This is a genomic window from uncultured Sphingomonas sp. (assembly GCF_964243315.1).
In the GTDB taxonomy this organism is placed as follows: domain Bacteria; phylum Pseudomonadota; class Alphaproteobacteria; order Sphingomonadales; family Sphingomonadaceae; genus Sphingomonas.
Map to the genome: position 1 here is coordinate 103,321 of NZ_CAXTEM010000001.1, position 14,347 is coordinate 117,667.

Genomic DNA, 14,347 nt, shown 5'->3' on the forward strand with positions numbered 1-14,347 from the left:
ATCAAAGGATCAGGTAGCCATGGCCCGCAAGCATTCGAAACATGATCCGCACGTCGATCTGAACGAGAACGATGCACTTCTGCCGACAGTTGCGCCTTGCTGGCTCTGTGGCAGGCCTACTGGAAAGACCATCGTCTGGCACCACCCCGTACCCAAAAGCCGCGGCGGGCGTGATGTTGTTCCCATGCACCCTATTTGCCAGCAGACGCTGATGGCCAACTTCACCAACTCCGAACTGCAGCGACATGCTACGGACGTGGACGCTCTTTTGGCCAACGCCAACGTCCGAAAATTCGTCGATTGGGTCGCGAAAAAGGATCCCGATTTCACGGCGACCACGGCGAAGAAACAGCGCTGATCAGCCTATGCGCCGGAACACCACCGGCGCCTGTACCCGCGCCGAGGCTACAGCGTCGCCGGAGGTTAGCACTCGTGCGACCGTAAAGCCGGTTTCGCTCGGTGCTCCGCTCTAGCTACCAAGTCCCGCGATTCAGAGCCGATCCGGCGTGCGCGGCCCGCACACCATCATCTCCTGTTGCCGGACTTGCTGATTCGGGAGCGGCGAGCCGCTGCGGGGCCGCTGTTCGCCGCGTCCTCTCGGGTAAGCTTACGCCACCGTTCGACACGAGCGGGATCGAGAGCGGCTGTCGTCATCGCAGCGCGAACGGCGCATCCAGGCTCGTCGACATGAGTGCAGTTCGTAAACCGACACTCGAGCGTTACCGCCGTGACATCATCGAAGACTTCGATCACGCCTGCGGCAACTTCTGACATCTGTAACTCGCGCATCCCAGGCGTATCCACGAGCCAGCCGCTGCCGACCGCACCACCGGCAACACGGTGCATTTCGCGGACGGTGGTGGTGTGCCGGCCTTTGCCGTCGTCCTCGCGGACATCTTGTGTCGCGATGCTGTTTGATCCCTTCAACGTGTTGACGAGGGTCGACTTACCCACACCTGACGATCCCACCAAAGCGACGGTCTGCCCGAGGCCGCAATAGTCTGCGAGGCGGGCGGCGCTCGTCTGATCGCGGCCATCGACCAGCTCCACCCGCAACCCCGACTGGAGCGCACGCACCGCGTCGACCAATAGTTCAGGCCTGGAGGCGAGATCGGACTTGGTGAGCACGACCACCGGGCAGACGCCCACCTCACGTGTCAGCACGAGGTAGCGCTCGATACGCGCAACGTTGAAGTCCTGGTCGCAGGAGGTCACGATGAACAGGGTATCGACGTTCGCGGCGATGAGCTGGGTCCGGCGATCGTCACCCGGCGCCGGCCTTTTGAACAGGCTCGTACGATCGAGAATGCGCACGATGTCTCGGGTGTTGCGGTCGATCAGCAACCAGTCGCCAACCGTAGGGCGGTCTTCCGCTCCCCCTTGTGATCGGACGCTGGAGGAAATGGAGTCGTCGATCCCTGACCCCGAAACCGTCACCCTTCCGCGATGAACCGACATGACGCGGACTGGCTGGCACTCTTGGCTCTGCTCTGCGGAGACCTGCTTGCTGAAGAAGGGTTTCCAGCCGAGCTGCTCGAGAAACGGATCGGACAAACCCAATTTCACTCGCTCGGGCTCACGACTCGTCCGGTTGATCTGCGTCCGGCGTTCGATGTTCAGCCACGCGTTTATCCGCCTTGGCTTGCGCCTTCTTCGCGGACTCGGCGGCCTTGTTTCTTTCGCGCTCGCGACGCTCGAAATCGTAATTAGGCTTGCGGGCTATGTCGGTCGCTCCGGAACTGTGGTGTCGGCTGAGCACAGCGCTCGACGTGAAAACCCACGCCATCCGAATACACTGATCCCTCGCTCTAGAACAGTCTCACAACGACGCACCGCAAGAACGTCGGTTCGACCAGCGTTCTCCTCCGGGCCGGAACGCCGTATGCCATGTCAGCTCCCGGACGGCTCACATGCCGACGCTCAGGGCCTCTTGCCAGCTTACCGGCTTCGGACGTTCCCGCATGCCCGAGCGATTTTGTCGCATTTATCCAATCGCTCGGTGACAATGGCGCGTAGCCTCAGCTTGGCTCAACCGCCATCAGGAGACGATCGTTGAACGAAGCCGACCTGACCGGACCGAGGCACGAAGCAGACGAGGAGCTTTTCCTCGTCGAGTTGCCGGCGGGCGAGGGAACTCGTTACGCGATTTGCGAACGGATCGTCATGGTCGACCCCGACAGCAGCCGGGATCTGCCATGGAACGAGTTGGCCGCGCTGTTCCGAGGCAAGACGCTTCGCGCCGTCCGCATGCCCGGGAAGACGACATCCAGCGTTCGGCTGCGTAACCTGGAGGGTGGTGCCTCGACCCGTGCCGGGGTGGCGACTGCGGTCGAGGTCAACCTGATCAAGATCGAGCGCAAGGACTGACCTCCTCCTGCCCTGCCTGCACCGATCTGGTGCAGGGTCAGATGAGAAGCCGGGAGCTTGGTGCGACCCTGGTACTCGCACGACGGGCTGGTGACCGCGCCGGAGTTACGCGGCTTTCGGACGTGACCGGACTGACGCCATTCGGCGTCCCTGTTTTCCAGGCAGTGCGGCCGTCGGCGCGCTCGATTTCGGTGTCGCAGGGCAAGGGGCTTACCCCGATGGCGGCGCAGATTTCCGCATTGCTGGAATCGGCCGAACTCTTCGTCGCGGAACAGCAGCCTGCGCCCACGATCGTCCAGCCGCTCACGAACCTCGACATCGAAACGCGTCGTTGCTGGTCGGACGCTCCGCGCCGCCAAGATGCGATCACGCTTGATCCCGCGACACCCCGTCGCTGGATCAAGGGAGAATGTCTGGTCACCGGCCGCAGGACGGCGGTGCCATTCGACCTCATCTCGCTCGATTTCACCGTCCCAGCCCATCGCGACGCACAGGCGTCGTCGTCAGGCCTGGCAACGGGCAACGACCTTCACGAGGCGACTTGCGGCGCGATGGCCGAACTTCTCGAGCGTGACCTATCGGTTCAGTTCGAGCGCTCTTCACCTCGCCAACGACGAGCGGCGGAAGTGGATCTCGACACGATCGACCAACAATCCATCGTAGGGATCGTCGCGCGAGTGGAACGCGCCGGCTTCGATCTTCGCCTCTGGAGCATCGGGGACGACCAGCGCCTCGCTGCCTTTCGCTGCGTGATCGTGGGACGCGGCCACCCCGAGCTGCCACCGACCGCGGGATCGGGTTGCCACCCGCGGCGCGACGTCGCTGCGCTACGGGCGATCCTAGAGGCGATCCAGGTGCACGCCACACTCGTCGCGGGCGCGCGCGACGATCTCGTGCAGGAGCATTATGATCACGCGGACGCTCGCAAGGTCGAGATGATCATGACGACGCTCGGGTTCGGTAGCGGAACACTGGATTGGGCGAGAACCCCGGACCTGCAATGCAGCACCGCCGCCGAGGCGCTCGCCTTGCTTGTCGCTGCTGCGGCATCTCGCACCTCACTGCCGCTGATCGCGATCGAGCACGACAGCGGCGTAGCGGGCCTCGCGGTCGTGCGCGTCGTCGCACCCGATCTCACCGAACCATCGAGACGCGATCCCCTTATCACCTTGCCCTCCTCGACCCCTCCCGCGGCTGCCCGCTCGAGAAGGCCGGTCGTATTCATCGGCCCCACCCTGGAAGGCGCGACTGTTCCTCCTGGTGTGGAGGTGCTCCCACCCGCGACTTGTGGCGACCTTACCCGCTTGCTGCGAGACCCACCCGCTGCGGTGGGGCTGGTCGACGGCTACTTTGCGACCTCGCCCAGCGTCTGGCACAAGGAGATCATCGCGCTGCTGGCGAACGGCATTCCCGTGATTGGCGCGGGTAGCCTCGGCGCTTTGCGGGCGGCGGAACTTGCTACCTATGGCATGTTCGGCGTCGGCCAGGTGTTCGACGCGTATCTGAACGGGTCCGTGTGCCGTGACGACGCGGTGATGCTGGTGCATGCGCCCGCCGAACTCGGCTGGCGGGCCCTGACGATAGCGCTGGTCGATGCCGAAGATGCGCTTTGCGCGACACAAATGCCTCCAGCGGATCGTCGCATGCTACAGCGGATCGTTCGTACGACGCCGTTCGCGCGACGGACTTGGCACGAATGCCTCTGCCAATTCGCGGCGAGAACTGGGCGAGCTGTGCCCGGTGACGTCGAGAGATCGCTACGCCAGCGTCGATCGCTGAAGCACGAAGACGCGATGTCGATGATCCAGCGGCTCGACCGCGGGCAATGGTCTCCTCCGAACGCCATCGCGCCGCCCGAACTCACCGGAAGCTACGTCGAGCTCGTCGCGAAGGTCATGTCAGCGCCCTGATCAGCGCGGCTTGCCAGGCGGCGTGATGCTCCGGAAGCCGGAGTGGGTAGGTATGGTGAAGCCAGTCCACCAGATCCGCCTCCGCAAACCTGCGGGTCGGCTGCCAGGCGCCGCCAAACCGCTGGAGGAAATCGTCCCGTAGCCCGGCGTGTGCGGGCAAGACGCCCGGCATTTGAACAAGGTTGATCAGCCGTGCAGCAATGTATTGGAGCCGCGTATCTCCGGACGCCTCGAAATGCTCTTCGCTGGCGAGGTGATCGCCTTTCAGCGACATCATGATCGCGTAGTCGGCATGATAATCCGCAGGCGGAAACGGGTTTAGCAGGAAAGCCCGCTGCATGGCCTCGATCGCGAAATCCACGTCGCCGATCTGCGCGAACGCAAGCGCACATTCGTTGATCGCGTCGGCATCATAGGGTGACGCGTCGTACGCAGTACGCAGGCGCCGCTCGGCCGCCGCCCAGTCGCCCCGCCGCAGATAGCACCAGGCGAGCTTCACCTGGATCCTGCTGTTTTCCGGTTCGATAGCGGCAGCTTCCTGGATGAGCGCAAGCGCGCGGGACCGGTACTCCGCCACATCATGGCCCGCAATCTGCTGCCAAAGATCAGTATTGTACAATTGTGCCAGCAACAGCCGCGCGCCGACGTGCCCATGATCGATCGCCAGCACGCGGTCCAGCAGCGCCATGCCGTCGCGAACTGCATCGAGCGTGCGAACCGTACGCGTCAGGTAGCGCGCCCTGGCATAGAGCGCGACGGCATCTTCCTCGTTGCGCGCCGACGAACGATGGCTGAGCGCATAGTCGCGCTCGATCGACGGTGTGATCGCGCCGACCGCTTTCGAGACGATGCGATCGACCGCTTCGTCCAGTTCGCCGCGATCAAGGCGGAGATGCTCCGACCATACGACCAGGCTCGAGCCGATATTGCCCAGTTGCAGGTTGGCGCGGATACCGTCCGCGCTGCGGCGCAGCTTGCCGGAGAGGACATAGGCAGCGACTGCGGACGAACAAACGCTCTCGATGCGCTCGGCATCCAGCGTGTCCAGCGAGATCACGCGCACGTCGGAATGTCGCGCCAGCGCCACCCTGATGTCGTCGCTGGCCGCCAATGCGATCTGTGCGCTTTCCTCGTCGCCGTCGATGGCGACGATCGGATTGACCAAAACCATCGGCGGCAGCCGATCTCCCTGGATGACCAAGCCCCTTCGCTCGTCCGACGCGTCGGCTGAAGCTGGGGCGGATATCTCGGCAGTCAGCCGATTGAACAGCGTGCGCGTCTCCGCCGCGGGTCGAGCGCCGAACTCCTGCTCCAGTTCTTCGCTAAGCGCACGATACCGGCGGTGCAGCGAGGCGCCGTCTCCCGCTGCATGATCGATTTGCATGCCGAGCCGAGCTACGACCTCGTTGAAGGGATCGAGCCGATCAAGCGCACGCAGGATGTCCTGCGCGTTGGCGATGCCCTTGCGCGTCAGCATCGCGGGCGCTTGATCCAGCACCGCGGTGACGATCCGGCTGTGGTTGCGGGGGCGTTCGATCCGCAACCAGTCGTCGAAGCCAGTTGCGGTGCCATCGTAACCGGCCATGAACACGCCGCCCAAACCGGCAAGCGCGCGGCCGAGCCGATCCATGTCGCCGATCGCACATGCGTCGAGAATGACGTCGACGTCGGTCGTGCTTTCAGCTTCGGAAAGCGCCAGCTCGTCACGGCTGATGACGATCGTCCCACTTGCGCCCGCCGCGCAGTTGCGGATCTCTCCCAGCGCCTGGCGGAGGCTGCTGCGCGCCTGCTGTTCGCCGCGGTCGCCCCAGAACAGATTCGCGAGTTCCTCGCGCCTGACGCACTTCGCCGACGACGCCGCGACCACGCCGAGCATGGCGCAAGCCTTGCGCCCTCGCGGTCTGGCGTCGACGTCACCGACCCAGACACCGAATTCGCCCAGCAACTGGATGGTCGCGCCCGCGCTGCCCCGCATGTGACCTCCATCGAAAGGTCGTGGTTCGCGCCATCGCGAGGGTTGCAAGGACGGGAGCCGATGATCAGTGCTGCCCCCTTATTTGGCAAACCAGTCTGCAACGCAAGCGGGAGCAGCGCCTTGGTGCTGCCCCCGTCGCGAGATGCTCCCTTCACCGCGGCTCCAGTGCTGCAAGCCGAACACCTTCGACGTTCGCCGCCAGCCGCATGTTCGCCAGCCGCGCCGACGCGAGCATACGGTTGCGGGTTTGGCGATACGCACGGTTATTGCTCTCACCGACGAAGAAGTTGAGGACCACTTGCTGGTCGGGCGCATAAGCCTTCGGCAGCGGTGGCAGATTGCGGATCATTTTCAATGCTTCGATGGCCGCCGCAGCGTTCGAGGCACTGCCGCGGCGGATCGCGATACCTGTTGGCCGTCCATCAGCGCCTCGCCGGAAAGAGATCTGCGCGGTTCCCGCTTGCGCCCGTGTCCCGTCGATCGCCCATGCGTCCATCGTGTTATTGACCTTCTGAACCCACCTCGAAAGTGCGCGTTCGGATGTCTCGGCATGCGCGCTGGCGATCGGGAACAGCGTCGCACACACCGTCACCGCAGTGTGGATTAGTGACTTCAACATCGGATCATTCCTCGCTTCACAGCCTGATTGCTGGTTCACGTGGAGTAGGCTCACGCTCGTGAAGTCAGGCGAAGCGGGCCGTGAAACGATCGTCAAAAGCGTGGCAAACTCGTGAAAAGATCGAGCCGATCAGCGTGCGGCGTGCGGCGTGCGGGTCGCTGCCTTTGCCAATGGGGAGCGCCTCTCGCGTTCGAGTATCAGTGGGTCGGCGGAAATCAGGTAAAATATCAAAGTTCTGGACGAGCAGACCATAGCCGCAGTGCCGGACAGAGCGAGTGCGGCACGTGCACCAACGTAGTTTCCGCCCGGAAGGAGCTTGTGGAGACCGCAGCACCGGCGGTGTTGCGAAGCCAGCTCCAAGCCAACGAGCACCTCGCGTGAAGAGGTTCGCCGCTAAGCGGCTCACCTTCATGATCAGAATAGTCGACCGATGGGTCAACTTCCGAACTGAATCGAAAACAGCATTCTGCTCTTGAACGCCACGCAGAGGCGCCTCGATCAATCGCGCTCTCACTACGGGAGAAGGTCCGTATCGGTGTTGTGGAGGTAAGTGCTAAAACGGCAACTGTGGGCTTCCGGCCTGAACGCCGATCACTTGGGAATCGTCGTCGAGCGATCTGGTGATATCGTCATTACTCAGCTGACAAGATGTTTGTCGGCGGAGCAGGCCAAGCTTTTGGCTTTTGAGCGCATGAGTAAGATCGTCAGCAAGGCGACACTTCACAACAGGTGATGGAGAGATCTATGGACGTCGTAACACCTTTCCAATTTTCGCTCGTGTATAACGCATTCTCCTTCACCTTTGCAGTGATGGCAGCAGCGACTGCATTCCTCTGGCTCAGTCGCTCCCAGGTCGCTCCGGCTTATCGAACAGCGGTCACGATCTCGGGCCTGGTGACTGCGATCGCGGCGTATCATTACTTCCGCATCTTCGAGAGCTGGAATGCCAGCTACACGTTGCAGAACGGTCTCGTCGCCACGACGGGCTTCGCGTTCAACGATGCCTACCGTTATGTCGATTGGTTGCTGACGGTTCCGCTGCTACTGATCGAGCTCGTCTTGGTGATGCGTCTGTCGGCCGAGGAAACCTCGTCGAAGGCACTTCGCCTTGGTTCGGCTGCAGCGTTGATGATCATCCTCGGTTACCCGGGCGAGATCGCAACTGACATCCCTACGCGCGCGCTGTGGGGCACCCTATCGTCGATACCGTTCGTGTACATCGTCTGGGAGCTGTTCCGCGGCCTAGGCGCCTCGATCGACCAGCAGCCGGTCGCTGCCCGCGGCCTGATCCGCAAGGCGCGGCTGCTGACGTTCGCGTCTTGGGGTTTCTACCCGATTGTCTACATGGCGCCCTATGCCGGCCTTACCGGTGCAAACGCCACGACGGTGATCCAGATCGGCTACACCATTGCGGACATCGTCGCCAAGGCAGGGGTGGGAGTGCTGATCTTCCTCATCTCGGTCCGCAAGTCGCAGGTGGAGGCGCATGGCACCGTCGTCCATCCTGCTTGAACCGACCCTTGCCGGTCCAGCTCACCGCGTCCCGACGGGGCGCGGTGAACCCGTGCCAACGCCGTTCTGGATTGCTGCCGCGTTACTGACGTTCGCGGTGGCCATCGGACTTCCCTTGAGCGGGACCGTGGCGACGCTGGCCGCTACCATTCTGTTCGTCGGCGGCGGACTCCCTCACGGCGCCTACGACATTGCCTTGCTGGCGCAGACCCGAATGCTCGACGGCCGCGGCATGGTGCTCGGTTTAGGCGGCTACATCCTGGTGGCAGTGTCCATGGTCGTTCTGTGGCTTGCTGCACCCGTCGTGGCGCTGATCGCGTTCCTGGCTGCCGCGGCAGTTCATTTCGGCGAAGACTGGACGATGCTGGACGAGCCGTTGCTGAAGGTTGCGGCGGGGGCGGCGATCATTGCCGCGCCCGCACTCGCCCATCCAGCAGCAGTGACGGCGCTGTTCGTCGCGATGAGCGAGGATCGCGCTGGCGTGGTGATCGCGCAGGTGATGGTCGCCGCGGCGCCGGTAGCACTGCTCGTCACCGCAGTCGGTGTTGCAGTGGCATGGCGCGAAGGTGCGCGGGCCTGGGCTACAGCCACTACGGTGGCGCTACTGGCGTTGCTCATCGCGCCACCCGTGCTTGGCTTCGCCTTGTTCTTCGTGTTCCTCCATTCGCCGCGCCACTTCGCATCGACGCGTGGCACGCTGCGGATGATGTCTCGCCGGCGGTGGCTCCTCACCGGTGCGTCGATGTCGACCGCGGCGATAGCGGGTTGGCTGGTGCTCACGCGCCTTGTTTGGAGCTTGCCAACGCCAGATCTGACAGCTCAGGCGTTTCAGTTGCTCGCTGCCGTCGCGGTGCCGCACCTGCTGATGTCCAGATCGATTACCAACCTGCTCGCGCGTCGATCGGCAGCGGCGAGCCTTGATTACGGAACGACCGAATGACCAGACAGAAGGCAATCGTGATCGGATCTGGCATCGGCGGGATCGCCTGTGCAATACGATTGCAGAGCCTAGGCTTCGACACGACGGTGCTCGAAAAGCTCGATGATGTGGGTGGACGCGCCTATGTGCGTCGCGTCGACGGCTTCGTATTCGACATGGGACCGACGGTGCTCACCGTCCCGCACTTCATCGAAGAGCTATTCTCTCTGGAACGCGACAAGGCGATGCTCGGCGAGCCAGACTTTCCGCCTGAAGTGCTCGCACCCGGACAACGCAAGATTTCAGGTATCACCGGCGGTCCGAACACCAGCCGCTATGTCGAGATCGTGCCGATCCTTCCCTTCTACAGGATCTATTTCGATGATGGCACCTTCTTCGACTACGACGCCGATCCGACGAATGTGCGTGCGCAGATCGAACGGCTCGCACCTGAGGATCTCGACGGCTACGAGCGCTTTCACGAGGCAGCGCGTGCCATCTTCGAACGTGGGTTCCTGGAACTGGGCTATACCTATTTCGGCTCGGTCGGATCTATGGTCGGCGTGCTGCCCGACCTGCTCAGGCTGGGTGCGATCCAGCCGCTGTTCTCGTTGATCTCGAAATACTTCAAGAGCGACAAGATGCGGCAGGTGTTCAGCTTCGAGCCGCTGCTGATTGGCGGCAACCCGCTGAAGGTGCCGGCGATCTACGCAATGATCCATTTCGTCGAGAAGACCTGGGGCATCCACTTCGCGATGGGCGGCACCGGCGCGCTGGTCGCGGCCATGGTCCGCAAGCTCGAGGAGCTTGGCGGCACGGTAAGGCTCGGCGCCGAGGTCGAACGGATCGATGTCGAGAAACGCCGCCGCAAGCGCGTTGCTACTGGTGTGACGCTTGCAGGTGGTGAGACGCTGAGCGCGGACTGCGTGGTCTCGAACGCCGACTACGCCAACACCTATATGCGCTTGATCGACAAGGCACAGCGGCCGATCAATCGCGACGCGCTGGTCAAGTTTCGTAAGCAGAGCATGTCGCTGATGGTCATCTATTTCGGATACCGGAAGCGGGACGGCGACCCCGACCTTCGCCACCACAACATTATCCTCGGGCCGCGCTACGAGGAGTTGCTGACCGACTTATTCGAACGCAAAATCCTCGCAGGCGACTTCTCGCAATATCTCCATATCCCAACACTGACCGACCCGAGCTTGGCGCCGGCTGGTCATCACGCGGCCTACACGCTGATCCCCGTACCCAACAATGATAGCAACATCGACTGGGATACGGTCGGCGATGGCTTCGCGGAGAAGGTTCTCACCTTCCTCGACGAACGCGGCTACATCCCCGATCTGCGCAACCGCATCGTGCATCGCAGCTTCGTGACCCCCGACTATTTCGAACAGGTGCTCGGATCGCATGTCGGCAACGGCTTCGGGGTGGAGCCGCGCCTGACCCAGACCGCTTTCTTCCGGCCGCACAACCGCAGCGAGGATATCGCCAATCTATATCTGGTTGGGCAGAACACCCAACCAGGCGGCGGCACACCGTCCGTGATGATGTCGGCCAAGATGACTGCGCGCGAAATCGCACGAGACTTCGATATCGACGCAGCGATCGTCAACGCGGTGCCGTCACATAGCTCCTCAGACAGGCCTGAGCGTGTGATCCTCGAGGATGCGGTCGGCTAGCTGTCGTCCCGACAACCAGGCGCTTTCCACGCGAGGACCAAGCAACCAGTCGCCGGCAGCGCCAAGCCGCTCTTCGGCGTTCCACAGACTGCCGAGATCGGACGCGGCGACTCTGGCGTAGCGCCACCGATGCGCGATCCGGACGAGCGGGTCAGGTAGCCGCCCTGCGACATGCTCAGCGAAGGCCGCGACGAGCCGGTCGATCACCAGTTCGGCGCTATCCTCTAGATGCGCCTTCGACCAATCGGGCGTCGCCTGGATAACCCAAGTCTCGGCTCCCGATCGTCCCGGCTTCGCCACATCGCGCGCAGCCCAGCCGATAATCCCGGCATCGCGGATGATGTCGCCAGGCGTTTTCAGGACTAAGTCGAACGCGAGCATCACGGTCCAGCATGGCGCCGACCGGCAAGCCAGCGCCTCGCTTGCCATCGACGGATCATGCGGCGCGAGCAGCGGCGCCGCCTGTTCGGCAGGTATGGCGAGGATCACTGCATCGTAGCAACCATCGATGCGGGGATAGAGCCGCCATTCTGCCTCAGTGCGATCGATGCTTTCGACGCAGGTGCCCCAGCGGACATCGACATCCGCCGCGAGGTGCCTGACGATCGCGGACATGCCAGGTGTCCCGACCCAGGCGTTAGCCCCTGCCGCAGGCCACGGCGCGACAACGCCATGGGCTTCCCAGTCGTCGATGGCACTTCTAAACTCGGGATCACGGGCGGTCAGATACTGCGCGCCGTGATCAAACGAGAAGACGCCGGCTACGGTGGCGACGGACCTCGTCGACATGCGGCCGCCAGCGGCCCGGCCTTTATCGAAGAGGGTAACGTGGTGTCCCGTTTCCTGAAGGCGTGTCGCACAGGACAGACCGGCAATGCCGGCGCCAATAATCGCTACGGCCATCCGCATCCTCTGGTATGTCGTTGCGCGCTAGACGGGTCGAAAAAATAGCCGGCGACACCGCTGCCGCCGACTGAATACTGAAAGCTGTCAGCCCGTGGGCAACAGCACCTTGTCGATGACGTGGATCACGCCGTTGCTGCACGCGATGTCCGCGGCGACGACCTTGGCACCGTCGACGCTGACGCCGTCAGTACCATCGACGTGGACCGTCGATCCGCCTGCGGTGGCCGGATCCAGGACCTTGCCTGCCACGTCGGCGGCGAGGACGCGACCCGGCAGAACGTGAAGGAGCAGAATCGCAGTTAGCTTGTCCTTGTTCTCGGGCTTGACGAGTTCGTCCACGGTGCCCGCAGGAAGCGCCGCGAACGCATCGTCGGAGGGAGCAAAGACGGTAAAAGGACCTTCGCCCTTCAGCGTGTCGACTAGCCCGGCGGCAGAGACGGCAGCGACGAGGGTCGTAAAGCTGCCTGCGGCGACGGCGGTGTCGACGATGTCTTGGACGGTGTCGGTCATGTTCATTCCTAAGATAACGCTCGAGCGACTCCCGACTGCGTTGCTGGTGTCGCAGACGTGAGTTGATCGGGGTCGCGGAGCGGCGTTACTGAGCAGGACCTGCCCAGGGCTCTCGCTCTCTCACCCTCACTCACCTCGCACCATACCGGCTTTGGGCCACGTCGGTTCGCGACGATCCACATTCCGCCGTTCAGAGCGCCCTTGCCCCATCCCGTAAGCAGCCGTCCGTTCATGCTTGGTGTGGCAAGCAAAAAGCCAGCGATGCTAAACAAATGCCGTACTTCTGATTACCGTGCATTGTGTGCCCTGGGATCACCGGAAATCAGGACGGCTGCCGGATCGCTGCCAGTACCGGCTTAGCCCGAGCTCTTCCACCAGTCGGGAGAACCGCGAGTCCCCACGCAGAGCAGCAGTTGAGGGTAGGAAGAGGGCTGCGGTGCGGCGATCGGCAAGGCGGGTGTGGGCGGCTTGCTGAGGCATGAAACGAACGTCGGGAACGACCCAGCCGCGATCGAAGAACAACGCGTCCGCAACTGCGAAAGCTTCCGTTGGTCTTCCCAGCACCGCCATGAACTGCATCGCGTTCTCGGCAAAGCCCACGCCACGTCGCGCCGCATCCTGATTGACGGCAACTGCGTGATCGATGTCGCGGCGAGCGCCCGAGAGCAGCGCCTTCGCCACCACCGAAGCGACGTCGAAGTTGAAGTCTTCAAAGCCCGGCGGTCTTCCGGCGCGGTCTTCTAGCATCGCGAGCGCCTCTCGCACTCTGCCGGTGTAGAGCTGGAAATATGCCCAAGTGAACCAGACCGCGTAATGTAGCGGGTATAGCTCGCGGGCATGCTGAAGCGCCGCCTCTGCTTCCTCCAACCTGTTAGCAGTCCAAAGCGCGTTGCCATACAGATAGGCGATTGAGGGCGCTGGCTGCTCTCTTCGTATGACATCCTGCCACAAAGGCAGTGACTCCTTAATTCGTCCAACCTGAGCGAAGAGAACGGCGAGGGTTATCTTGGCCGGCACAAAGTCGGGGAGCCGCTTGAGGACGTCCATCAGCAGGCATTCGGTTTGCCACCATCGACCGCGCCGCGGCAGCAGGCCGATCCTGGCGAGAGCAGCGAACCCGTTGCCAGGTTCGATGGCTTCGGCACGCGCAGCCGCAGCCGCCGAGCGCGCGGCTTGCGCCGCTCGTGCCTCACGCCTACCGAACGCAGTGGTCACCGAGTAGGCGAGCGCCAGCGCGCCCCAACCGTCTGCATAGTCGGGTGCGCGCCGGGTCACCTCCCTGAAAAGCCCCACCGCTTGGCTCAGGCCTTGAGAGTCGCGCTGGCCCATCAAAATTTGTGCTTGGCTCATCAGGGCGGCAACTTCGGCATCAGGTTGGTCCGCGCTGGCGCGATCACGTAGCGCCCACCACGCGGCAGTGCTCGCCACCGTTGCCGCTGCTGCGCCTCCCAACAGGAGATGCCGCCGATCAAACCGCAAAGCGACTGTGTGTGGCTCGGCCTGCGAGATCGAGAGTTCGCGTTGCGTACCGTCGATGATCAGACGGTATCCCACCTTGTTCAATGTCTCGATGTGAAAAGAGCCTTTAGCGATCCCCTCCGGCAGCCGCCTGACGCGAGAGACGGCACGATTGATCGCGTCCTCGCCGACGATCCGTCCCTCCCAGCACCGGCGTACGAGATCCTCTCGCGTGACGATCGCGCCCTGTGCCTGCGCGAGCGTCACCAGAACTTGCATGATCCGCGGTTCGACGATCTCCTCTTGTCCGTCCTGGATGCGCAAGAGCTGCCGGAATGATGGTCGAACTTCCACCTCGCCCAGCCGAAAGGTTGCGCATTTCGCCAGATCGATTGGACCATCGCTACTCAAGCTGCTGATATCACCCGACATCAGTGCTTCATCAGCAATTCGTCAGGTCGTCCACCTCGGCATCTGGAGCAG

14 protein-coding genes are annotated in these 14,347 nt (G+C 63.0%); 7 read left to right on the forward strand and 7 right to left on the reverse strand.

The genetic code is table 11. The features are described from left to right. Positions 1-19 precede the first annotated feature (19 nt). Positions 20-358, forward strand: a complete 339-nt coding sequence (locus ACFE77_RS00340) for a hypothetical protein (RefSeq protein ID WP_375419689.1) — start codon at positions 20-22, stop codon at positions 356-358. A gap of 167 nt (positions 359-525) precedes the next feature. Here ACFE77_RS00340 and rsgA read toward each other — a convergent pair whose 3' ends face one another. After that, positions 526-1,566, reverse strand: coding sequence for a ribosome small subunit-dependent GTPase A (rsgA, locus tag ACFE77_RS00345; RefSeq protein WP_375419624.1), 1,041 nt, complete (start codon positions 1,564-1,566; stop codon positions 526-528). 10 nt (positions 1,567-1,576) lie between these two features. Next, the gene (locus ACFE77_RS00350) at positions 1,577-1,786 is read right to left on the reverse strand and encodes a hypothetical protein (protein WP_375419625.1); all 210 of its coding nucleotides are present in this window, start codon (positions 1,784-1,786) and stop codon (positions 1,577-1,579) included. Between the two features lie 266 nt (positions 1,787-2,052). Here ACFE77_RS00350 and ACFE77_RS00355 point away from each other — a divergent pair, with 266 nt between their 5' ends. After that, entirely contained in the window at positions 2,053-2,367 is a 315-nt protein-coding gene (locus tag ACFE77_RS00355) for a hypothetical protein (protein ID WP_375419626.1), read from the forward strand. A gap of 41 nt (positions 2,368-2,408) precedes the next feature. Beyond that, positions 2,409-4,277: a YcaO-like family protein gene (locus ACFE77_RS00360; RefSeq protein ID WP_375419627.1), complete on the forward strand. Its 1,869-nt coding sequence runs from the start codon at positions 2,409-2,411 to the stop codon at positions 4,275-4,277. Here ACFE77_RS00360 and ACFE77_RS00365 read toward each other — a convergent pair. Then, complete coding sequence (locus ACFE77_RS00365) at positions 4,261-5,907, reverse strand: tetratricopeptide repeat protein (RefSeq protein WP_375419690.1); 1,647 nt, start codon at positions 5,905-5,907, stop codon at positions 4,261-4,263. The genes ACFE77_RS00360 and ACFE77_RS00365 overlap by 17 nt on opposite strands. Between ACFE77_RS00365 and ACFE77_RS00370 the strand changes: the two genes are divergently transcribed. Beyond that, complete coding sequence (locus ACFE77_RS00370) at positions 5,861-6,256, forward strand: hypothetical protein (protein ID WP_375419695.1); 396 nt, start codon at positions 5,861-5,863, stop codon at positions 6,254-6,256. The two genes, ACFE77_RS00365 and ACFE77_RS00370, sit on opposite strands and share 47 nt — an antisense overlap. 147 nt (positions 6,257-6,403) lie before the next feature. Here ACFE77_RS00370 and ACFE77_RS00375 read toward each other — a convergent pair whose 3' ends face one another. Next, positions 6,404-6,868 (reverse strand): hypothetical protein, encoded by a 465-nt coding sequence (locus ACFE77_RS00375; RefSeq protein WP_375419628.1) that lies wholly within the window; start codon positions 6,866-6,868, stop codon positions 6,404-6,406. Positions 6,869-7,615: 747 nt separating this feature from the next. Here ACFE77_RS00375 and ACFE77_RS00380 point away from each other — a divergent pair. Genes ACFE77_RS00380 through crtI form a run of 3 tightly spaced genes read left to right on the forward strand, consistent with a single transcriptional unit; the run spans position 7,616 to position 10,990 of the window. Continuing rightward, positions 7,616-8,383, forward strand: coding sequence for a bacteriorhodopsin-like (locus ACFE77_RS00380; RefSeq protein WP_375419629.1), 768 nt, complete (start codon positions 7,616-7,618; stop codon positions 8,381-8,383). After that, entirely contained in the window at positions 8,358-9,323 is a 966-nt protein-coding gene (locus ACFE77_RS00385) for a beta-carotene 15,15'-dioxygenase, Brp/Blh family (RefSeq protein WP_375419630.1), read from the forward strand. The genes ACFE77_RS00380 and ACFE77_RS00385 overlap by 26 nt, the downstream gene beginning before the upstream one ends. Then, positions 9,320-10,990 carry a phytoene desaturase family protein gene (gene crtI, locus ACFE77_RS00390; RefSeq protein ID WP_375419631.1) on the forward strand — a complete coding sequence of 557 codons (1,671 nt, stop codon included), beginning with the start codon at positions 9,320-9,322 and terminating at the stop codon, positions 10,988-10,990. The genes ACFE77_RS00385 and crtI overlap by 4 nt, the downstream gene beginning before the upstream one ends. Here the strand turns inward: crtI and ACFE77_RS00395 are convergent. The 3 genes from ACFE77_RS00395 to ACFE77_RS00405 form a co-directional block, all read right to left on the reverse strand. After that, a complete protein-coding gene (locus tag ACFE77_RS00395) occupies positions 10,946-11,893 on the reverse strand; it encodes an NAD(P)/FAD-dependent oxidoreductase (protein WP_375419632.1) in 948 nt (315 codons plus the stop codon). The two genes, crtI and ACFE77_RS00395, sit on opposite strands and share 45 nt — an antisense overlap. Before the next feature lie 87 nt (positions 11,894-11,980). Beyond that, positions 11,981-12,406 (reverse strand): fasciclin domain-containing protein, encoded by a 426-nt coding sequence (locus tag ACFE77_RS00400; protein WP_375419633.1) that lies wholly within the window; start codon positions 12,404-12,406, stop codon positions 11,981-11,983. A gap of 312 nt (positions 12,407-12,718) precedes the next feature. Continuing rightward, a complete protein-coding gene (locus tag ACFE77_RS00405; protein ID WP_375419634.1) occupies positions 12,719-14,296 on the reverse strand; it encodes a winged helix-turn-helix domain-containing protein in 1,578 nt (525 codons plus the stop codon). Between the last annotated feature and the right edge of the window lie 51 nt (positions 14,297-14,347).

What these genes read in the sequence shown, in the direction of transcription:
- ACFE77_RS00385 (WP_375419630.1), top strand. Translation starts at nt 8,358, where the DNA reads ATGGCACCGTCGTCCATCCTGCTTGAACCGACCCTTGCCGGTCCAGCT.
- ACFE77_RS00365 (WP_375419690.1), bottom strand. Translation starts at nt 5,907, where the DNA reads ATGGATCGGCTCGGCCGCGCGCTTGCCGGTTTGGGCGGCGTGTTCATG.
- ACFE77_RS00380 (WP_375419629.1), top strand. Translation starts at nt 7,616, where the DNA reads ATGGACGTCGTAACACCTTTCCAATTTTCGCTCGTGTATAACGCATTC.
- ACFE77_RS00370 (WP_375419695.1), top strand. Translation starts at nt 5,861, where the DNA reads ATGAACACGCCGCCCAAACCGGCAAGCGCGCGGCCGAGCCGATCCATG.
- ACFE77_RS00340 (WP_375419689.1), top strand. Translation starts at nt 20, where the DNA reads ATGGCCCGCAAGCATTCGAAACATGATCCGCACGTCGATCTGAACGAG.
- ACFE77_RS00350 (WP_375419625.1), bottom strand. Translation starts at nt 1,786, where the DNA reads ATGGCGTGGGTTTTCACGTCGAGCGCTGTGCTCAGCCGACACCACAGT.
- ACFE77_RS00360 (WP_375419627.1), top strand. Translation starts at nt 2,409, where the DNA reads ATGAGAAGCCGGGAGCTTGGTGCGACCCTGGTACTCGCACGACGGGCT.
- ACFE77_RS00405 (WP_375419634.1), bottom strand. Translation starts at nt 14,296, where the DNA reads ATGTCGGGTGATATCAGCAGCTTGAGTAGCGATGGTCCAATCGATCTG.
- ACFE77_RS00400 (WP_375419633.1), bottom strand. Translation starts at nt 12,406, where the DNA reads ATGACCGACACCGTCCAAGACATCGTCGACACCGCCGTCGCCGCAGGC.
- crtI (WP_375419631.1), top strand. Translation starts at nt 9,320, where the DNA reads ATGACCAGACAGAAGGCAATCGTGATCGGATCTGGCATCGGCGGGATC.
- ACFE77_RS00395 (WP_375419632.1), bottom strand. Translation starts at nt 11,893, where the DNA reads ATGGCCGTAGCGATTATTGGCGCCGGCATTGCCGGTCTGTCCTGTGCG.